We start from the raw sequence: 19338 nt of genomic DNA on the forward strand, positions 1-19338 counted from the left end.
GCGCGGCGTCGCGGCGGCCGTCGGCGCGGTCGTCGCCGTCTCGCTCGCCGCCGGAGCGCTCCTGTACCAGGCGGCGCGCTGGCGCGCCGCCTTCCCCGCGAGGACTGAGCCGCGGCGATCAGTTCGGCTGCACCCCGAACGCCGCGGCGAGCAGCTCGATCTTGCGCGCACGGCCGAGGCGCGGCAGGTCGCTGCCGTCGCGGACGATCCGGCCGCGCGCCTCGAAGTCGTCGAGGAAGTCGCGAGCCCACGCCACGTCGGACGGCGTCGGGCTGATGACCTCGTTGATCACCGGCAGCTGACCGACGTCGAGGCAGAGCTTGCCGGTGAGGCCGAGCGCGACCGTCACCTCGGCCTGCTCGCGGAGCACCGCATGGCTCGTGCCGACGGTCGGGCCGTCGATCGGGCCGGGCAGGTCGCCGATGCGGCTCGCGACGACGAGCCGGGAGCGCGGGTACGCCATCGCGAGGTCGTCGGCGCTCGTGCCCGTGTCGCGGCGGTAGTCGCCGCTGCCGAAGGCGAGGCGGAAGGCGCCGCGCGACTTCGCGACCGTCACCGCCTCCTCGATGCCGAGCGCCGACTCGAGCAGCGGCAGCACGGGCGTCGCGCCGCCGAGCCGGTCGAAGGTCTCGGTGACGTGCTCGCCGGCCTCGGTCTTCGCGAGCACGACGCCCTGCAGCCCGGGCAGGCCCGCGATGGCGAGCACGTCGTCGGACCAGAACGCGGTCGAGTGGTCGTTGATGCGCACCCAGGCCCGATGCTCGCCGCCGCGCGACAGCCACTCGACCACGGAGTCGCGCGCCTGCGCCTTGTTCGCCGGGTCGACCGCGTCCTCGATGTCGAGCACGATCTGGTCCGCTCGTGACGCTCGTGCCCGGTCGAACGCGTCCGCGCCCGCCGAGCCGTTCACGAGCAACCAGGACCGCGAGATCGCGGGGTCGACGTCCCTCTGTGCCACGGATCCATCCTGGCGTGCCCCGCAGCCCGCCGAGAACGCGCCCGATCGCGCGGTGACCGGCCGGCCAGACTCGAGCCGTGCCGTCCGCCGTGCAGCTGATCCGCTCGTCCGTCCCTCCCGCCACCCCGTACGCCGTGGCCGCCACCGCCCCCGCCGGAGGCGCGGCTGATCGTGCTCGCGGGCGCGTGCCCGCTCGACGAGCACGGCGCCACCGTCGGTGTCGGCGACCTCGCCGCGCAGGCAGCCCGCTGCCTCGAGACCATGACGCAGGCCCTCGCGGACGCCGGCGCGACCCTGACCGACGTGCTCGCGACACGCGTGCTCGTCGCCTCGACGGATCGAGCCGACCTCGGCACGGTGTGGACGGTGGTCCACGACGCCTTCGGCCCGCACGAGGTGCCGAGCACCCTGCTGGGCGTCACCGTGCTCGGGTGGCCCGACCAGCTCGTCGAGATCGAGGCGATCGCGGCCGTGATCGACCCGGGGTGACGACCCGCGCGGGACCAGCACGGAGGGCGAGGATTGTGTAACAATCCTCGCCGTGCCCGTCCTGCTCGTGCTCCTCGCCTCGGCGCTCTTCGGCACCACCGGAACGACGCGCGCGCTCGGGCTGCCGGACCTCGACCCCGTCGTCACCGGGGCCCTGCGCATCGCGCTCGGCGGCCTGCTGCTCGCGGTAATCGCGCTCGCACGACGGCGGCCCCGGCTCGCCCTGCCGCCGGGGCGCCCCGTCGCGTGGCGCGCGCTGCTGCTCGTCGCCGCGGGCACGGCGGGCGTCGTCGTCTACCAGCCCGCGTTCTTCGCCGGCGTCCGCGCGAACGGGGTCGCCGTCGGCACGCTCGTCGCGCTCGGCTCCTCCCCCGTCTTCACCGGGCTCTGGAGCTGGCTCGCCCTGCGTCGCAGGCCCTCCTCGCGCTGGTTCCTGTGCACCGCGATCGCCGTGCTCGGCGTCGTGCTGCTGAGCGGCCTGCTCGACGGCGGCGCGAGTCCGGTCTCGCCCGCGGGCGCGGTCGCCTCGCTCGCGGCCGGCGTCGCCTACTCGACGTACACCCTGGGCGTGAAGGGCCTGCTCGACCGCGGCTGGAGCACCACGGCCGCCGTTGGGGCGGTGTTCGGCACCGCCGGCGTCGTGAGCGCGCTCGAGCTCGCGGTCGTCGGGGACGGCGGGATCACGACGGGTCCCCAGCTGCTCGCCGTGCTCTGGCTCGGGGTGATGACGACCACCGCCGCGTACCTGCTCTTCACCCGCGGTCTCGAGCGGCTGCCCGCCGCGACCGTCTCCACGCTGACGCTCGCGGAGCCGGTGGTCGCCGCCGTGCTCGGCGTGCTCGTGCTCGGCGAGCGGCTCTCGGCGCCCGCGATCGTCGGCGGGCTGCTGCTGCTGCTCGCGCTGTCGCTGCTCGCGCTGCCGCGTGCGGGAGCGGCCGTGCCGGACGCGCTGCCGACGACGTGACCGCCTCCCGCGACACCGCGGTGCTGCGCGTCGCCGCCGAGCTGCGGTCGGAGATCCTGAGCGGTCGCATCGCGCTCGGCAGCCCGTTGCGGGAGGAGCCGCTCGCCGCCCGGTTCGGTGTCTCCCGGCACACGGTGCGCACGGCGCTCGCGAACCTCGCGGGCACGGGACTCGTGCGCACGGCGCCGTTCGTGGGCGCCCGGGTGCCGCCCTTCGACGAGGCGGAGGCCGCGGCGCTGCAGGACCTCCGCCGGGCGCTCGAGAGCGAGGCCGCCGACCTGCTCCACCGCCGGTACGGGGGCGCCCCCTGGCCGCAGGCGGTCCTCGCGCCGATCGACGCGGCGCTCGGCCGGCTGCGCGCCGCGGAGCGCGACGGCGACGAGGCCGAGACCCTGCAGGCGCACAGCGCGGTGCACCGCGCGCTCGTCGCGGCCGCGGGCAGCCCGCGCATCACCCGGGCCCACGAGCAGCTGAGCGACGAGCTCAGCCTGCTGCTCCTGCACGCCCGTCCCCGCTACGGCGCCGGCGAGCTCGAGCGGCAGCACCGCGCGCTGCTCGCCGACGTGCAGCGGCTCGGGGCGCCGCCGGTGCGCGAGCACCTCGACGACACCCTCGAGCGGCTCGGCATACCGCGGCAGGCATGAACGCCGCCGTCAGAAGGGGTAGCGCTCGATCGACCCCTGCGCCGTGATCCAGCGCGTCTCGGTGAAGGCCTCGGCGTTCGCCTCGAAGCCGCCGAAGCGCACGCCGGTGCCCGAGGCGGCGACGCCGCCGAAGGGCGCGACGGACTCGTCGTCGACCGTCTGGTCGTTGATGTGCACGATGCCGGAGGGCAGCCGCTCGGCGAGGGACAGCCCGCGCATGACGTCGCGGGTGAGGATGCCGAGCGAGAGGCCGTACTCGCTGCGGTTCACGACATCGACCAGCTCGTCCTCGGACTCGAACCGCAGCACGGGCGCGACCGGTCCGAACACCTCCTCCGCGAACGCCCGGTGGTCCGGCCGCACCTCGGCGAGCACCGTCGGGCGGTAGAAGAGCTCGTCGTACGTGCCGCCCGCGGCGAGCCGGGCGCCCGCGTCGACCGACGCGGTGACGAGCTCGTGCACGTGGTCGCGCTGGTGCGCGTCGATGATCGGCCCGAGGGCGACGTCGTCGCTGCGGGGGTCGCCGACGGGCAGGCGGTCGGCGCTCGCCGCGAGCCCGTCGACGTACCGGTCGTACACCGAGGCGTGCACGAGGTGACGGCCGGCGGTCATGCAGATCTGGCCCTGGTGCAGGAACGACCCCCACGCGCCGGCGCTCACGGCGGCATCCACGTCGACGTCGTCGAGCACGACGAGCGCGTTGTTGCCGCCGAGCTCGAGGTGCGCCCGCTTCAGCAGCCGCCCCGCCTGCTCGCCGACGCGCCGACCGGCGGCGGTCGAGCCGGTGAACGAGATCACGCGCACGTCCGGGTGCTCGACGAGCGCGCCTCCCGCCTCGGCGCCGCCGGGCAGCACCGACAGCACGCCAGCGGGCAGCCCCGCCTGCGCGAGCAGCTCGGCGAGGAACAGGCCGCCGGTGACGGCGGTGCGCGGATCGGGCTTCAGCACGACGGCGTTGCCGAGCGCGAGCGCCGGGGCCACGCTGCGCGTCGAGAGGATGCCGGGGAAGTTGAAGGGCGAGATGACGCCGACGACGCCGACCGGCACCCGCTGCGCGAGGCTCAGCCGCGGCTTGGCGGTGCGGAGCACCTGCCCCGTCGGGGCGAGGGCGAGCGCGGCGGCGAAGTGCAGCTCGCTCACGACGAGCCCGACCTCGAAGGCCGCCTTGCCGCGTGCGGAGCCCGCCTCGCCGACGAGCAGGCCGGCGTACTCGTCGGCGTTCGCCTCGAGCAGCGCGGCGGCCCGGCGCAGCACGGCCGCGCGCTCGTCGAACGGAGCGGCGGCCCACGCGGGCTGAGCGCGTCGCGCCGCCCGCACCGCGCGGTCGACGTCGCTCGCGTCGGCGAGGCCCACCGTGCCGAGGCTCGAGCCGTCCGACGGGCAGACGACGTCGCGGGTGACGCCGGACCCGGTCGTCCACTCGCCTGCCAGGAAGAGGCGCTCGCTGCGGGCGCCCAGATCGAGAAGTGCCATGCCGTGCTCCATCGCGTCGGGACGTGCGGACGCTAGCAAGACCGGATGGGGAGGGGCCGACGGGAGCGGGACCCCTGCCGGTCGCTTCGAAGGCCGGCCGGGGTGCTCAGGCGGATGCGGCGGACGCGAAACGGGCGGGGTCGAGGAAGCCGAGCTCCAGCCCCGGCGCGCGTCCGGTCGCGAGGTCGGCGAGCGCCTCGCCGAGCGCGGGCACGAACTTGAAGGCGTGCCCGGAGCAGCCCGTGGCGACCACGACGCCCGGTGCCCCCGGCAGCGGGCCCAGCAGGAAGTCGCCGTCGGGGCTCATCGTATAGAGGCAGGTGACCGCGGAGAGCAGGGGCCCCGCGGCCTCGGGCAGCACCCGCTCGAGCGCCGCGCGCAGCTCGGCGACCTCCTCGGGACGCACGACGCGGTCCACGCCCTCCGGCGTCGTGTCCTCGCCGCCGTCGTGGCGCCCGATGCGCACGCCGTGCCCCGGCAGGAAGGGGAAGCCGTAGAAGAGGCCTGCCGCGTCGCTCAGCACGAAGCCCGGCAGCGCGGCGGGACCGAGCGCTGCGGGATCGCGCGGGGTGAAGTGGGCGACGACCTTGCGGCGCGCGACGATCGGCAGCCCCGCATCGGCGAGCAGCCCGGGCGCCCAGGGCCCGGCCGCGACGACCACCGCGCGGGCGCGGTAGCGGCGGGCCGTGGTGACGACGACCGGCTCGTCGCCGGGCTCGATCGCGACCACCCGGTCGGCGCGGAGCTCGGCGCCGGCCGCTCCGGCGAGACGGAGCTGGGCGCGGACCGTCGCCTCCGGATCGACGAATCCGGCGTCGCGCTCGAGCACCGCCTGCCAGTCGTCGCCGAGCCGCACCGCGGGGTATCGGCGGCGGACCTCGCCCGCGGCGAGCGCCTCGACCGGCAGCCCGTGCCGCTCGGCGGCGCCGAGCACGGCCGGCACGACACCCCTCGGGTCGTCGGGGGCGGCGAGCGTGAGGACGCCCGCCGGCGTGAGCAGCCGCTCCCCTGCAGCCGCTTCGAGGTCGTGCCACAGCCGCCAGGCGCGCGCGGCGAGCGGCACGTAGGCCGGGTCCTCGAAGTACGCCTGCCGCACGAGCCGGGCGGCCCCGTGCGAGCTGCCGTCGCGGTGCCCGGCCGACCGGGGGTCGAGCCCGAGGACCGTCTCCCCGCGCGCGGCCAGCGCGTGCGCCGCGGCGGAGCCGATGCCGCCGAGGCCGACGACGACGACGCCGTCCACCCGCTGCTCCGTCACGGCGGACGCGCCGCTCACCGGCGCAGCGCCAGCCGCGCGAGGCGGTTGCCGACGAGCTGCCCGATCTGCACGAGCACGATGATCGTCGCGACCGTGATGTAGACGACGGGCCAGTCGTAGCGCTGCGACCCGTACGTGACGGCGAAGTCACCGAGGCCGCCGCCGCCGATGAGGCCCACCTGCGCCGACATGTCGACGATCCCGACGAAGAGGAACGTGTAGCCGAGGATGAGCGGACCGAGCCCCTCGGGGATCAGCACGGTCGCGATGGTGCGCAGCGGCGATGCGCCCGCCGCTCGCGCGGCCTCGAGCACGCCGGGGTCCACGGCGACGAGGCTCTGCTCGACGATGCGCGAGACGGCGAACGCCGCCGCGAGCGACAGGGCGAAGGTCGCGGCGGCCGGGCCGAGGTAGGTGCCGAGCACCCCGATCGTCACGGGTGCGATCGCGATGACGAAGATCACGAACGGGATCGGCCGCACGATGTTCACGACGACGTTCAGCACCGCGAACAGCACGGGGTTCGACAGCAGGCCGCCCCTGCGGGTCACCGCGAGCGCGACGCCGAGCACGAGGCCGAGCGCGCCCGCGACCACGAGCGAGACGAGCACGATGAAGAGCGTCTGCCCGATCGCGGTGAGGTAGGTGGGCAGGTCGGCGAGGAACCCGTTCATCCGGCGGCCTCCTCCTCGACGGCGATGCCGGCCCCGCGCAGCTCGGCGAGCGCCTCGTCGACCGCGGCGCCGGGGCCGTCGAGCGCGTACGTGAGGGCGCCCACCGATCGGTCGCCGAGCTCGGAGATGCCGCCGAACACGAGCTCGTTCGACAGGCGGCGCTTCGCGAAGGCGTCGGAGACCGTGGCGGTGAATCCGGGCCGGTCGGCGACGCGGACCGTGACGAGCCGGCCGCGGTGCGCCGAGCGCAGCCGGTCGAGGGTCGCGCCGGTCGGCCGGTCGTGGAGCACGCTCCGCACGAAGCGCGCCGCCGCCGGCGTCGCCGGGGCGCTGAAGACGTCGACGAGCGAGCCGCGCTCGACGATGCGGCCCGCCTCCATCACGACCACCTGCTGCGCCACCGCCTTCACCGCCTCCATCTCGTGGGTGATGAGCACGATGGTGATGCCGAGCTCGCGGTTCACCCGCTTCAGCAGCGCGAGCACGTCGGCCGTCGTCTCGGGGTCGAGCGCGCTCGTCGCCTCGTCCGCGAGCAGCAGCCGCGGGCTCGTCGCGAGCGCCCGGGCGATGCCGACCCGCTGCTTCTGCCCGCCGGAGAGCTGCTCGGGGTGGGCGTGGGCCTTGTCGAGCAGGCCGACGAAGTCGAGCACCCGGGCGACGCGTGCATCGCGCTCGGTCCTCGAGACGCCGGCCACGCGGAGCGGGTACGCGACGTTGCCCGCGACGGTGCGCGCCCGGAACAGGTTGAACTGCTGGAAGATCATCCCGATGTCCCGCCGCACCCGGCGCAGCTCGCGCTCCGGCAGCGCGGAGATCTCGGCGTCGCCGACGAGCACCCGGCCCGTCGTGGGCTGCTCGAGCCCGTTCATGAGGCGGACGAGGGTGCTCTTGCCGGCGCCCGAGTAGCCGATCACCCCGAGCACGCCGCCCTCCTCGACCTCGAGGCTCACGTCGTCGAGCGCGACGAGGTCGCCGAAGCGCTTCGTCACGTGCTCGACCCGGACCGCCGCGGTCATGCTGCTCCCCTCGCACGGGTGCGGTCCGGCGTCGCCGCCGGACCGCACCCTCCCTGCCGTGCCGCTACTGGGCGGCCTTCGCGTCCGACTCGACCTTCGCGAGCGTCGACTGCAGCCGCTTCGGGCTCCAGGTCTCGAAGACCGCGGTGCCGCCGTTCTCCTTCTCGACGAGCGCCTTGACCGCGGGGGCCTGGTAGAGCGCCGCCAGCTTCTGGTACAGCCCCTTCGATGCGTCGGCCTTGCGGGCGACGAACGCGTTCACGTACGGGGCCGCCGAGGCCGACTTCGGGTCGTCCTGCGCGATCGCCTGCGCGCCGGTGAGGCCGGCGTCGATGGCGTAGTTCTTGTTCACGATGGCGGCGGCGACCGAGCCGTTCTTCACGGCGTTCGCCGTCTGCGAGGCGTCGATCGGCTGCACCTGGATCTTCGACGAGGTGATGTCCTTCGTGGTCGAGAAGGCCGTGCCGCCCCCCTTCAGCGTGAGCAGCTTCGCGCTCTGCAGCACGAGCAGGCCGCGGGCCTCGTTCACCGCGTCGTTCGGGATCGCGACCTTCGCGTCCTTCGGCAGCGCGGACGGCGACGAGTACTTCGTCGAGTAGAGCGGCAGCGGGTAGATCGCCGTGGCGCCGATCGGCTGGAGGTCGTCCTTGCTCGTCACGTTGTAGTTCGCGAGGTACTGCAGGTGCTGGAACTCGTTGAGGTCCGTCTGCCCCTGCGACAGCGCGGGGTTCGGCTGGCTGTAGTCGGTGAAGTTCACGAGCTTCACGGTCACGCCGAGCCGCTGCTTCGCGAGCGCGATGAACGGCTTCCAGTGCGGCTGCGCGATGTCGGCGACGCCGATCGTCACCGTCTTGTCAGGCGCTCCGGCGGCGGACTGGCGACCGACGACCGCGACCCCGACGGCGACGGCGGCGACGACCACCGCGGCGGCGGCGACGACCGCGATCACCGGACCGCGGCGACGGGCCCTCGTGGGGAGCTGCGGGGCGGGATCGGACGGGGTGCTGCTGCGGGGGTCGCTCATCGTGGCCTCTGCTCGTTCGGGACGTCGGTGGGGCGCGGCCGTTCGGTGCGCCCGGACCACCGTGCAGGGCGATGGGGCCGCGCGCCGAATCCGTGTTGCGGAATGCGACGCCGGATGACCGCGGGCGACGCTCAGCCGCGGGGCGGGAGCTCGAGCGCGTTCCACTCCTGCACGGGCAGCGGCTCGGCGAGCCCCTCGAGCACGAACGGGTCGTGCTGCGGGAACGCCTCGGCCGCCGCGCGGGTGCGGAAGACGGCCAGCGAGCCGCTGCCGGGTGCAGGCAGGAGCGGTCCGATCAGCAGCAGGTCGCCGCCGACGGCGACCTCGTCGAGGTAGGCGCGGTGGCGCGGGTACACCTCCGGCACCCGGCTCGCGGCGCCGGGGACGATGTCGTAGCGCAGCAGGTACAGCACGGGCGCCAGTGTGGCAGCGCGGCCGCCCGGCCGCCGCGCGCCCCGGTGCGAACAGTCGGCACGCCGTGCGTCGCGCCGCCGCGGCGGGAGGGCGGGAGCCGCGTACGCTGATCCCCCGCAGCCGCCCGCCGGACCGGGCGCCGCTGCTGCAGCGACCGAGCCGAGGAGGCCGATCCGTGCGAGCCGTCCGCGCGACCGAGCCCCGCCATGCGCAGGGCCGGCCCGGCGTCGTCGCACCGCCCGTCTGCGGCTGCAACCACCACACGCGCCACGGCGACGCGGACGAGCCGGCCGCCTACGTCGTGCACGCCCGCTGCCCCAGCTGCCGCGAGGAGGACGTGCTGCTGCTCTGCCAGTCGTCCGTCCTCACCGTGTTCAGCGTCCCCGTCGGGCTCGCGAGCATCGAGTGCATCGTCTGCGGGGCGACGGCGCCGGTCCGCGAGTTCTGGACGGCGATCGAGGCCGTCAGCGAGGCGAGCGGCGGTCTGCGCACCACCTGCCGGCCCGGCCGCGCCTGCGTCGGCTGCTGACCGGTTCGTGCCGCTGCGGCACCGGGAGGACACTGGCCGCCATGGCCAGTGACACGAGCGTGACCCTGATGCTCGACTCCGCATCCCTCTTCGCGGCCCTGCAGCGGGAGGCGGGTGCGTGGCGGCTGCAGGACCACGAGTTCGACCCGCAGTCCGACGAGCTGCGGATGGTCTACGACCGGGGAGGGACGGGCCGCATCGCGCTGACGGTGGCGTTCGAGCTCGACGAGCAGCAGGTGGGCCGCATCCTCGAGGCCGCCCGCGCGGCGTCATGAGCCCTCTTGCGCCGGCGCGCTACGACGCCACGGCCTCGGCCCCGAGCGGCGGCACGACCGCTCCCGTGTAGGCGTCGAGCCGCCCGCGGAGGTAGCGCTCGGCAGAGCCGTTGTCGGGCTCCGGGCCGTCGCCGGCGTCCTCGGCGAGCAGCTGGGTGCCGGCGTTCAGGAGCAGCGCGATCGACACCCGGGCCTCCTGGTCCTCGTCGAGCGCGGCGAGCCGGACGATGTCCGAGCCCCGGATGCGGCCGAGCAGCGCCGCGTACTCGAGCACGAGCGCGGCGACGCCGTTCCCGACGAGGAACGACCGCTGGGCGACGGTGAGACGCTGCATCCGAGCACGCTAGGCAGGTGGGCGCGCCCGTGGGCGACCCTTGACAACGGTGCGGGAGTGCGCGTCGGCTCAGCGGGCCGGATCGAGCTGCTGGTCGCCCACCCTGACCGCCTCGGTGACCGCGACGACGTCGGCGACGAGGCGGTCGAGGTGGTCGTCCGACAGACCGGCGAACGGTGAGAAGGCCCGCACGAAGCCGCGGTAGATGTTCTCGACGATCTCCTGGCCGGCCGGCGTGAGCTCGACGTGCACGCTGCGCCGGTCGGTGGGGTGCGGCCGGCGGACGAACAGGCCGTTGCCCACGAGGCGGTCCACCATCGCCGTCACCGCGCCGGTGGTCATGCGCAGGTCCTCGGCGAGACGCTTCGGCGTGATCGGCGCCGACGAGAAGGTGACGATGGTGAAGGCGTCGAACTCGGGGATGCTGAGCCCCTGGGAGGCGGCGACCCGCATGCGGAACTGCCGGTACTCGTAGTCGAACAGACGGATCGCGTCGGCGAGCGGCCGCACCCGCGCGTCGCCGTCGGCGAGCGGCACATCCTCGAGCGCCATGTCGCCCCCTTCCGGCCGGGCTCCCATTCTGCCGGTTCTCGGCTAGCGGGGGTCTCCGCGTTACCCGTGAACGGGTACGGCCGCCCTGGTCGCGCCCCGGATTGGGGACGCGCGGGGCGAGCGCCGCGCCTCCCGATCCGCATAGCATTCCTGCATCGGGCCTCGCTTCGATTGGGGGATCGGAGCTCGAGCAGCCGAAGCTGAAGAGCGCCACGGATGGCCGGTCGGGGGGCCGGCCATCCGTGGCGCTCTTTCCCGTTCGAGGCGCGTCGTGCGAGGGCACGACCCCGGAGTCCGGCCGCGCCGTTCGTGCTGTCACCGGGCCCGCTCGTGCTGCGCCGGTGGCGCGAGGACGACCTCGACGCGGCCCGGGTCGCCCTGCAGGGTTTCGCGGCGCGGCACCGGAACGGCGACCGCAGCGCCTCACGGGAGGCGGTGGTGCGGGTCCGGCGCCGCAGCGGCTGGAGCAGCGGACGGTACGCGTCCTGGGCGAGCGCGTCGGCGAGATGCTCAGGTCGCCGGCCCGCGGCGATCCCGCGCCGCAGGTCCGGTCGTCGGCGTCCGGACCCGCGACGCGATCAGCGGCTGCGCAGCGCCCGGGCCCAGAGCTCCTGCTCCGCGCGCCTCGCGAGGTCGTGCAGCCGACCGAAGTCGCCCTCGCGCAGCGCCCGCGGCTTCGGGTCGAAGATGCAGAACGAACCGATGCGGTGGCCGTCCCAGCTGTGCAGCGGGTACGCGGCGTAGAAGCGGAGCCGCTGCGCGAGGGGCAGATCCGCGACGCGCCCGTCCTTCTGCGCGTCGTTGATCAGCGTGATGCCGTCGCGCTTCACCGTGACCTGGCAGTAGCCCTCGGTGCGCGGCCGCACCGGCTGCGCGGGCTCCGCGGCGAGGGCCCACTGGAGGTCGCCGTCCAGGAGGGTCAGCGCCGCCCCGGACACGCGATGGTAGCGCCGGGCCTCCCGCACCAGCTCCTCGAGCAACGGGTTCTGCTGGTCCGCGGAGAGCCGCATCGCGGTGAGCGCCTTCTGGCGGCTCCACTCGTCGTTGCGGCCCCGGAAGACCGACGGCGACTCCACCGAGACCGCGGCGGCGGCCGCCGTCAGCCGCGGTGCGAGACGGTCCGCCACGACGCCGCCCCAGTCGCGGTAGGCGTGCGCTGGCAGCTGCCGCCCCGTCTCGCCGGCGGGAGCGGCGAGGTCGGTGAAGAGCACCCGCCGGCTGGTGGCGCAGAGCTGCTCGACCACCGCGGCCTGCTGCTCGGCGACGGTGCGCGCGGCACGGCCGCCCCACCCGCGCTCCTCGAGCGCGAGCATCGCGGACGCCGAGGTCAGCACCGCGAGCGCTGCCGTCGGGGCGCACTCGCTCTGCAGCAGCCGCAGCGCCGTCGCGACCTCCGCACCCCACCCGCCCTGACGCGAGCGGTCGAGGGCTGCGCGCTCCCCCAGCACGACGACGACGGCGTCGAAGCGCTTCAGGCGCAGCCCGCGGAGCGCGGCGAGAGCCGGAAGCCGTGTGGGATCCGGCTCCACCACCACGTCGAGGTCGATGCCGTGGCCCGTCAGCCGGGCCAGCTCCTCCGCCAGGTAGCCGGGCAGGCCGAGCCGGTGCTCCCGGAGGCCCCAGCCGACGAGGGCGCCGCCGCCGAAGACCAGCACCCGGAACGGCTCGGCCCCACCGGCGGAGATCGCCGCGACCGGGTCCGGCCGGTTCTCGACCCGTGCATGGTCGCTCGGCGTCGCGACCGGTTCGGCGGCACTCGCGCGCGCTGCGGTGACGCGAGGACGCGGCAGCGCGATCGCCCAGCTCATCGAGGTGACCCCGTTCCCGCGATCGTCAGCGGCCGGCGGCGGCGTCGAAGAGCCGTCGCCGGGCCGCCACGGCCAGGTCGCGGAGCAGCACGAGGTCGTCCGTGCCGTCGCTCCGCGGTTCGGGGTCGAAGACGCAGAGCACCGCGACCGGCTGGCCGTCGGGCCCCTCCACCGGGTGCCCCGCGTAGAAGCGGTCGGTGCCGTCCTGCACCGACGGGAGCGAGCGGAACGCCGGGTCGCTGCGCGCGTCGCGGACGAGCAGCCCGCGGCGCTCGTGCAACGCCGACGCGCAGAACGAGTCGTACCGGTCGATCTCCTCGAGCTCGAAGCCCTGCCGCACCGAGAAGCGCGTGCGGTCCGCGTCGATCACGCTGAGGGCCGCGTAGCGGGTGCCGTAGCCGGCGCGGGCGGAGGCCACGATGCGTCCGAGCTCGTCGTCGCGGCTCAGGTCGAGCCCCGCGAGCCGGTTTACTGCCGCCTGCCGTCGAGGCTCGTCGACCGGTGCGCTCCGTCGCTCGGCGCGGCCCACGTGCGGCGCGAGCCCGCGTGCGACCGCGCCGGCCCAGGCGGCGTAGGTGTCGCTCGGGCGCCCGGGAGCCGCCTCGGGCAGCTCGACGAGCACCACGTCCGCCGGGACGGCGGATCGCAGCAGCGCCTGCGGCGACGGGTCCCCCGTCACGATCGCAGCGACGACGGGGACGCCCGCCGGAAGCCGGCGGCACAGCTCGGCGAGCAGGTCGCGCAGGCGGTTCGCCGAACCGCGCCGGAGCGGCGCGGGACCGGCGACGACGACGGCGGCGTCGACGTGCGCGACGTCCCGTCCGTGCAGGCCTCGGTCCAGGGCCGAGGCGGCGAGCCGTCGCATCGGGACGACCTCGACGTCGGCCCCGTGCCCGGTGAACGGCGGCATGCGGCGCGCGAGCTGCCCGGCCACGCCCAGCCCGTGGCACCGGACGCCGTGCAGCAGGGACGCCTCGGCGCCGAGCAGCAGCAGCTGGTGCGGATCGGGCCCGGATGCGGACACACGCGGATCGTCGGTCGGAAGGAGGTGCGGCTCCGCCGCGAGCGGGCGGAGCACCATCGGGAGGACGCTCATGTGGCGGCACTCGACTTTCGTTCGGTAACCCGGCTGACCTCGAGGGTCCCGTGGCTTTGCGTCCCCGGCTCGCGCCGGGTTTGCCGTTGTCGTGGAAGGAGCGACGGCTGCGGGGATACCGCGAGCGGGCCCCGCGATCCGCTCAGCGCCAGGGTAGAACGACCGGTCTTCCCCGGTCACCCGCCAGTTCGGGGGTGCAGGGTGGCGTCGGCGCCCTGTGCCACGGTGGGGATCCACGGCTCCGGCATCCTCGGAGCGGAAGGAGGAGGAGGGGTGGACGCCCTGCCCGAGGAGGTCGTCGCGCAGGCCCTGTTCGCACTGCCCGCGGCGTCGCTGATCACCGACGCGCAGCAGCGGATCCTGGTGGCGAACGCCGCCTTCACCCGGATGACCGGGTACACCCAGGACGAGGTGCGCGGCCGCACCTGCGGCTTCCTGCAGTCGCCCGAGACCGACGAGCGGACCCTCGCCGAGCTCGACGAGGCGCTGCGCGCAGGCCGCGCCTACTCCTGCGAGGTGTTCAACGTACGCAAGGACGGGACCCCGTTCTGGAACTTCCTGCGCATCCAGCCGCTGCGCGCGGACGACGGCACGCTGCAGGGCTTCATCAGCGCGCAGCTCGACGTCTCCGATTCGGTCGAGCAGCGCCGGCTCCTCGCGGACGAGGCACGCACCACCGCGCTCCTGCTCGATCTCGCCGCGCGACTGGGGCGAAGCCCCGCCGAGGCCTCGATCGCCCAGGAGGTGGCGCAGACGGTGCGCCACCTCGGCCTCGACCGCTGCAGCGTCGCGGTCATCGACGCCGCGCGCGGCCGGCTGCGCATCGCGAGCCGCGCGGGCTGGGGCGAGCTCGCGCCCGAGGTCGAGGAGCTCCGGCTGCGACCCGAGGACTCCCCCGAGTTCGACGACATGCTCGCGAACCCGCGGATCCTGCTCGTCCGGCCCGACTCGTCGCCGTGGGCCGCCGACATGCTGCGGCGGCTCTCGAGCAACGGCTTCGTCGCCGTGCCGGTGCGCTCGGGGGCCGAGCTCCACGGGCTCCTCGTCTGCCACTGGGCCGACTCGCCCGCCCCCGCGGAGCTCCCCCAGGGCCTCACCGAGTCGCTCACGGCCATCGCCGGGCTCGCCGCGACGGCCCTCGACAACGTCGCGCTGCTCGAGCGGGTGCGCCGGGACGCGCGCGAGGACGCCCTCACGGGCGTCGCGACCCGTCCGGTCGTGACCGAGCGGCTCGCCGACGCGCTCGAGCGCGACGGCCTCACCGGCGTGCTCTTCTGCGACATCGACCGCTTCAAGCGCATCAACGACGCCCTCGGGCACGGGGCCGGCGACGAGGTGCTCCGTCAGGTGGCGGGGCGCCTCGCAGCAGTGGCCGGCGCGATCGACACGGTCGGGCGCGCCGGCGGCGACGAGTTCGTGATCGTGCTGCCGGAGCTCGTGAGCCCGGACCATGCGCGCGCCTTCGCCGAGCGGCTCGAGGCCGCGCTCCGGCTGCCCTTCACGATCCACGGCCGCCCGGTGTTCGTCACGATGTCGGTCGGCATCGCGACGGGCCGGATGCGGACCGAGCCGGCCGCCGAGACGGCCGACGCGCTGCTGCGCCAGGCAGACGCCGCGATGTACCGCGTGAAGGAGCGGCGACACCGGCGCGAGCTCGATGCGCCCGGCGTCGACCTGCTCGCGCTCGACACCGACCTGCACCTCGCGCTCGATCGGCGGGAGATCGGCATCGCACTGCAACCGCAGTACGACCTGCGCACCGGCCGGCTGACCGGCTTCGAGGCGCTCGCCCGCTGGATCCACCCGCTGCTCGGCGAGGTGCCCACCGAGCGGTTCGTCGCCCTCGCCGAGGTCGGCGGCCTCGTCCACGACCTCGACGTGCAGGTGCTCGAGCAGGCCTGCGCGGCCATCGACCGGGCCGGCGTCGAGGGGCTCTGCATCGCTGTGAACACGAGCCCGATCGGGCTCACCGAGGCGGATCTCGCGACGGACGTCGCCCGGGTGCTCGCGGCGTACCCGGACCGCACCTGGAACCTCACCGTCGAGCTCACCGAGACCGCGCTCGTCCACGATCCGGCTCGGGTCGCGGGGCAGCTCGCCCGGCTGCGGGCGCTCGGCGTCGAGACCGCCGTCGACGACTTCGGCACCGGGTACTCGTCGCTCGCCCAGCTGCAGGACCTGCCGGTGCAGGAGCTGAAGATCGACCGGTCGCTCGTGCAGCGCGGCGGCGCGGTGGCCTCGACGGTGCTGCAGGCGGTCGCGAAGCTCGGGCTGGGCCTCGGGCTGCGCGTCGTCGCCGAGGGGGTGGAGACCCCTGAGCAGCTGCGGGCCGTCCGCAGCGCGGGCTGCTCGCGCGCCCAGGGCTTCCTGCTCGGCGCAGCGCTGCCGCCGGAGGAGGCACTGGCGGCCGCGCCGGCGCTCGGCGAGGCGCTCGACCTGATCTGACGGCCCCTCGCTCGGGGGGCGGGCGGCACCTGGCCCGGCGGCGGCGCAGCCTGGATCCTTGGAGAGGTCCTCGACCCGTCTTCGCGCCTTCTCACCCGGCGCGCCGGATGCTGGGACGCCCGGAAGGAGGAGCACGTGGCCGCACCGTCGGATGCGACGCTGCCGCTGCCGTCGACCCTTCCGAGCGGACGGCCCGACCGGCGGCGGCAGCCGTCCGGCGGGCAGCGGCGCGGCCCGCGGCAGACCGTGCGGCGTCGACGGGGGCGTCTCGTGACCGTGCTCGTGTTCCTCGTCGTGGCCGCGGTGCTGCTGCTGCCGTTCCACCTCGATCACCTCGTGATCCGCGCGGTGCTCGCCCTGCTGCCGCCGTCGGCGGACGCGGGCACCCGCTCGGCGCTGAGCAGCGGCCTGCAGGCCGTCGGCAACGTGCTGCTGTTCGTGCCGATCGGGTTCCTGCCCGCGCGGCGCACCGGGCGTCGCCTGCCCGGCGTGGTGGCCGGGCTCGCGCTCAGCGGGCTCAGCGAGCTCGCGCAGTTCGTCATCCCCACGCGTGTGCCGTCGCTCTCGGACTTCGCCCTGAACGCCCTCGGGGCGCTGATCGGCGCCCTGCTCGCGGTGCGGGGCACGCGCGGCGCGACCGCCGGCCGCTCCCGGCTGCCCGGGATCCTCGCGCGCTGCGTGGCCCTCGTCGGCGTGCTCGCCCTCGTCGGCGCCCTCGGCACCGCCGGGCTCGTGCTCGCCGTTCCGAGCGTCGCGGACGCGCCCGATCGGGTGCGGGTGCTCGCCGCCGCGCACTCCGCGACCCTGCGCACGGCCTCGGCGCCCACCCGGGTGGCGGCGGCGCTGCTCGCCACCGAGGACGCGCGGTACTACGCGCACCCGGGCGTCGACCCGCTCGGCGCCGCTCGCTGGATCGTCGGTACGGTGCAGGGCCGTCAGGACGCCGGGGGCGCCACCATCGAGCAGCAGCTCGCCAAGATGCTCTACACCAACGGACACCAGGGCACGATCGACCGGATGGAGCAGGTGGGCCTCGCGCTGAAGCTCGACCGCACGTACTCCAAGGCGCAGATCCTGCGCATGTACCTGAACACCGCGTACTTCGGGCACGGCTACTACGGGGTCGCCGCCGCGGCCGAGGGGTACTTCTCGCGCAGCGCCGACCACCTCACCTGGCCGCAGGCGGCGCTGCTGGCGGGTCTCGTGCAGGCGCCCACCGCCTACGACCCGGTGACCCACCCGGGTCTCGCGGCGAGTCGCCGCGCGCACGTGCTCGACCGGCTCGCGGCGACGGGGTCGCTGACAGCGGCGCAGGCGGCGGCCTTCTCCCGGTCGGGCCTCGGGCTCGCCCGCGGCTGAGCGGCCCCGAGCCGTTCCGGTCCGCTCCGGCGCGTCCTTCCGTCCAGGTGGAGCCGACGCGCAGCACCGCCTCTGCTGCGGACCGGGCGTCCAGGAGGCTTCTCACGACCCCGCAGTAGCGTGACCGGCGGGCGCCGTCGACGGGCGGCGCCGGAGGTTCAGGCGAAGGAGCACCGTGCCCGGAAGACCGCTGTCCGTCCAGCTCTACTCGGTCCGGGGGGCGGTGGCGGACGACCTCCAGGGGTCGCTGCAGCGCCTCGCCGACATCGGCTTCACGAACGTCGAGCTGTACGGGTTCGTCGACAAGGCCGACCAGTACGCCGCCGCGCTCGAGGCGACCGGGCTGTCGGCGCCGTCCGCGCACGCGCCCGTGCTGCAGTACGACGACCCGGCGCCCGCCTTCGAGGCGGCGAAGCGGCTCGGCGTCGGGACCCTCATCGACCCGCACCACCCGCGCGAGCAGTGGACGACCGCCGACGACGTGCAGCGGGCCGCCGAGCTGATGAACCGCGCCGCCGAGCGGGCGTCGCAGGCGGGCCTCGCGTTCGGCTACCACAACCACTGGTGGGAGCTCGAGAACCGCGTGGACGGCACTCCCGCCCTCGAGGTGCTCGCCGCGGAGCTCTCCCCGGAGGTCGTGCTCGAGGTCGACACCTTCTGGGCGAGCGTCGGCGGCGTCGACGCTCCCGACCTGCTCCGCCGCCTCGGCGACCGGGTGCAGCTGATCCACGTCAAGGACGGCCCGATCAGCCGCGACACCAGGACCCAGCTGCCGGCCGGGCAGGGCGAGGTCGACGTGCCTGCCGTGCTCGCGGCCGCGCCGCGAGCGATGCGCGTGCTCGAGTTCGACGACTACGACGGCGACCCGTTCGACGGGCTCGCCGCCTCGTTCGCCTGGGTGTCGGAGCACGACCGATGAGCGGCACCGGCCCGGTCGGCGTCGGCGTCATCGGCGCGGGCGTCATCAGCAACCAGTACCTGCAGAACCTCGTCACCTTCCCCGACGTGCGCGTCGTGTTCGTCGCCGACATCGACGTGGAGCGCGCCCGCGCGCAGGCCGAGACGTTCGGCATCCCGGGCGCCGGCACCGTTCCCGAGCTGCTCGCCTCCGACGACGTCGAGATCGTCGTCAACCTGACGATCCCCGCCGCGCACGCCGAGGTGGCGCACTCCGCGCTCGACGCCGGTAAGCACGTCTGGAACGAGAAGCCGCTCACCGTGAACCGCGACGAGGCCGACGCCCTCCTCGCGCACGCCCGGGAGGCCGGCCTCCGCGTCGCCTGCGCGCCCGACACCGTGCTCGGCGCCGGCATCCAGACCGCGCTGCGCGCGATCCGCGACGGCCGCATCGGCACGCCGACCACCGCGGCGACGATGATGCTGTCGCCCGGCCCGGAGTCGTGGCACCCGAACCCCGCGTTCCTCTTCGCCAAGGGGGGCGGACCCCTGCTCGACATGGGGCCCTACTACCTCACGACGCTCGTGTCGGCGTTCGGGCCGGTGGGCGCGGTCGCGGCCGCCGCGTCGACCGCGTTCTCGACCCGGACGATCGGATCCGGGCCGCTCGCGGGCACCGACTTCCCGGTCGAGGTGCCGACGCACTACGGCGTGCTGCTCCGGTTCGAGAACGGCACGTCGGCGCAGTCGACCTTCAGCTTCCAGTCCGCGCTGCCGCGGCAGGGCTTCGTCGAGATCACGGGCACCGAGGGCGTGCTCGTGCTGCCCGACCCGAACCGCTTCGACGGTCCCACCACGCTCTACGCGCGCGGCGCCGAGCAGCCCGAGACCCTCGTCGAGTCGGGTTCGGCGGCCGGGCGCGGCACCGGCGTCGTCGACCTCGCCCGCGCGATCCGGGCGGGCGTGCCCGAGCGGGCGAGCGGCGAGCTCGCGGCGCACGTGCTCGACGTCATGCTGTCGGTCACCGACGCGGCGGAGACCGACGCGTTCGTGCCGATCCGCAGCCGCGTCGCGCAGCCGGAGCCGCTCCCTGAGGGCTGGGACCCGGCGCAGCAGACCCTCTGAGGTACCG

The 19338-nt window shown here is 75.2% G+C and carries 19 protein-coding genes, 1 pseudogene and 1 riboswitch; of the genes and pseudogenes, 9 read left to right on the forward strand and 11 right to left on the reverse strand.

Translation table 11 applies throughout. The annotated features are described in order from the left end of the window. Nucleotides 1–118 precede the first annotated feature (118 nt). Complete coding sequence (locus QDR37_RS05380; RefSeq protein ID WP_279712578.1) at nucleotides 119–958, reverse strand: aldolase/citrate lyase family protein; 840 nt, start codon at nucleotides 956–958, stop codon at nucleotides 119–121. 77 nt (nucleotides 959–1035) lie between these two features. On the opposite strand from QDR37_RS05380, the pseudogene QDR37_RS05385 reads away from it, so the two are divergent. The 3 genes and pseudogenes from QDR37_RS05385 (at nucleotide 1036) to QDR37_RS05395 (ending at nucleotide 3055) form a co-directional block, all read left to right on the forward strand. Further along, nucleotides 1036–1447, forward strand: a pseudogene (locus QDR37_RS05385) (Rid family hydrolase). Between the two features lie 52 nt (nucleotides 1448–1499). Further along, complete coding sequence (locus QDR37_RS05390; RefSeq protein WP_279712579.1) at nucleotides 1500–2411, forward strand: EamA family transporter; 912 nt, start codon at nucleotides 1500–1502, stop codon at nucleotides 2409–2411. After that, the gene (locus QDR37_RS05395) at nucleotides 2408–3055 is read left to right on the forward strand and encodes a GntR family transcriptional regulator (RefSeq protein WP_279712580.1); all 648 of its coding nucleotides are present in this window, start codon (nucleotides 2408–2410) and stop codon (nucleotides 3053–3055) included. The genes QDR37_RS05390 and QDR37_RS05395 overlap by 4 nt, the downstream gene beginning before the upstream one ends. A 9-nt stretch (nucleotides 3056–3064) precedes the next feature. Here QDR37_RS05395 and QDR37_RS05400 read toward each other — a convergent pair whose 3' ends face one another. From QDR37_RS05400 to QDR37_RS05425, 6 genes are all read right to left on the reverse strand, one after another. Beyond that, nucleotides 3065–4528, reverse strand: a complete 1464-nt coding sequence (locus QDR37_RS05400; RefSeq protein WP_279712581.1) for an aldehyde dehydrogenase family protein — start codon at nucleotides 4526–4528, stop codon at nucleotides 3065–3067. 106 nt (nucleotides 4529–4634) lie between these two features. Next, on the reverse strand, nucleotides 4635–5801 hold the full coding sequence (solA, locus tag QDR37_RS05405; protein ID WP_279712582.1) for an N-methyl-L-tryptophan oxidase: 1167 nt from the start codon (nucleotides 5799–5801) through the stop codon (nucleotides 4635–4637). After that, nucleotides 5798–6457 (reverse strand): ABC transporter permease, encoded by a 660-nt coding sequence (locus QDR37_RS05410; RefSeq protein WP_279712584.1) that lies wholly within the window; start codon nucleotides 6455–6457, stop codon nucleotides 5798–5800. Before QDR37_RS05410 ends, solA begins: the two co-directional genes overlap by 4 nt. Next, a complete protein-coding gene (locus QDR37_RS05415) occupies nucleotides 6454–7473 on the reverse strand; it encodes a methionine ABC transporter ATP-binding protein (RefSeq protein WP_279712586.1) in 1020 nt (339 codons plus the stop codon). The genes QDR37_RS05410 and QDR37_RS05415 overlap by 4 nt, the downstream gene beginning before the upstream one ends. A gap of 64 nt (nucleotides 7474–7537) precedes the next feature. Continuing rightward, entirely contained in the window at nucleotides 7538–8497 is a 960-nt protein-coding gene (locus QDR37_RS05420; protein ID WP_279712588.1) for a MetQ/NlpA family ABC transporter substrate-binding protein, read from the reverse strand. 131 nt (nucleotides 8498–8628) lie between these two features. Then, complete coding sequence (locus tag QDR37_RS05425) at nucleotides 8629–8910, reverse strand: YciI family protein (RefSeq protein WP_279712589.1); 282 nt, start codon at nucleotides 8908–8910, stop codon at nucleotides 8629–8631. Between the two features lie 176 nt (nucleotides 8911–9086). Between QDR37_RS05425 and QDR37_RS05430 the strand changes: the two genes are divergently transcribed. Together QDR37_RS05430 and QDR37_RS05435 are read left to right on the forward strand one after the other, a co-directional pair. Continuing rightward, complete coding sequence (locus QDR37_RS05430; protein ID WP_279712590.1) at nucleotides 9087–9440, forward strand: hypothetical protein; 354 nt, start codon at nucleotides 9087–9089, stop codon at nucleotides 9438–9440. Between the two features lie 41 nt (nucleotides 9441–9481). After that, entirely contained in the window at nucleotides 9482–9715 is a 234-nt protein-coding gene (locus QDR37_RS05435) for a hypothetical protein (RefSeq protein ID WP_279712591.1), read from the forward strand. Nucleotides 9716–9734: 19 nt separating this feature from the next. Here the strand turns inward: QDR37_RS05435 and QDR37_RS05440 are convergent, their stop codons facing one another. The 4 genes from QDR37_RS05440 to QDR37_RS05455 all read right to left on the reverse strand — a co-directional run bounded on the left by QDR37_RS05440 (nucleotide 9735) and on the right by QDR37_RS05455 (nucleotide 13505). Next, nucleotides 9735–10049 (reverse strand): hypothetical protein, encoded by a 315-nt coding sequence (locus tag QDR37_RS05440; RefSeq protein ID WP_279712592.1) that lies wholly within the window; start codon nucleotides 10047–10049, stop codon nucleotides 9735–9737. Between the two features lie 69 nt (nucleotides 10050–10118). Then, nucleotides 10119–10601, reverse strand: a complete 483-nt coding sequence (locus QDR37_RS05445; RefSeq protein WP_279712593.1) for a MarR family transcriptional regulator — start codon at nucleotides 10599–10601, stop codon at nucleotides 10119–10121. A 578-nt stretch (nucleotides 10602–11179) separates the two neighbouring features. After that, nucleotides 11180–12409, reverse strand: coding sequence for a hypothetical protein (locus QDR37_RS05450; RefSeq protein ID WP_279712594.1), 1230 nt, complete (start codon nucleotides 12407–12409; stop codon nucleotides 11180–11182). Nucleotides 12410–12434: 25 nt separating this feature from the next. Next, nucleotides 12435–13505: a GAF domain-containing protein gene (locus tag QDR37_RS05455; RefSeq protein WP_279712595.1), complete on the reverse strand. Its 1071-nt coding sequence runs from the start codon at nucleotides 13503–13505 to the stop codon at nucleotides 12435–12437. Between the two features lie 20 nt (nucleotides 13506–13525). Further along, nucleotides 13526–13600: riboswitch (cyclic di-GMP riboswitch) on the reverse strand. A 178-nt stretch (nucleotides 13601–13778) separates the two neighbouring features. Between QDR37_RS05455 and QDR37_RS05460 the strand changes: the two genes are divergently transcribed. The 4 genes from QDR37_RS05460 (at nucleotide 13779) to QDR37_RS05475 (ending at nucleotide 19331) form a co-directional block, all read left to right on the forward strand. Further along, entirely contained in the window at nucleotides 13779–15950 is a 2172-nt protein-coding gene (locus QDR37_RS05460; protein ID WP_279712596.1) for an EAL domain-containing protein, read from the forward strand. A 135-nt stretch (nucleotides 15951–16085) separates the two neighbouring features. Next, nucleotides 16086–17309 carry a transglycosylase domain-containing protein gene (locus tag QDR37_RS05465; protein WP_279712597.1) on the forward strand — a complete coding sequence of 408 codons (1224 nt, stop codon included), beginning with the start codon at nucleotides 16086–16088 and terminating at the stop codon, nucleotides 17307–17309. A 175-nt stretch (nucleotides 17310–17484) separates the two neighbouring features. Then, nucleotides 17485–18228, forward strand: coding sequence for a sugar phosphate isomerase/epimerase (locus tag QDR37_RS05470; RefSeq protein ID WP_279712598.1), 744 nt, complete (start codon nucleotides 17485–17487; stop codon nucleotides 18226–18228). Further along, nucleotides 18225–19331 (forward strand): Gfo/Idh/MocA family oxidoreductase, encoded by a 1107-nt coding sequence (locus QDR37_RS05475; RefSeq protein ID WP_279712599.1) that lies wholly within the window; start codon nucleotides 18225–18227, stop codon nucleotides 19329–19331. The genes QDR37_RS05470 and QDR37_RS05475 overlap by 4 nt, the downstream gene beginning before the upstream one ends. Nucleotides 19332–19338: the final 7 nt, after the last annotated feature.

The sequence above is a fragment of the Amnibacterium sp. CER49 genome, assembly GCF_029846255.1.
GTDB lineage: Bacteria > Actinomycetota > Actinomycetes > Actinomycetales > Microbacteriaceae > Amnibacterium.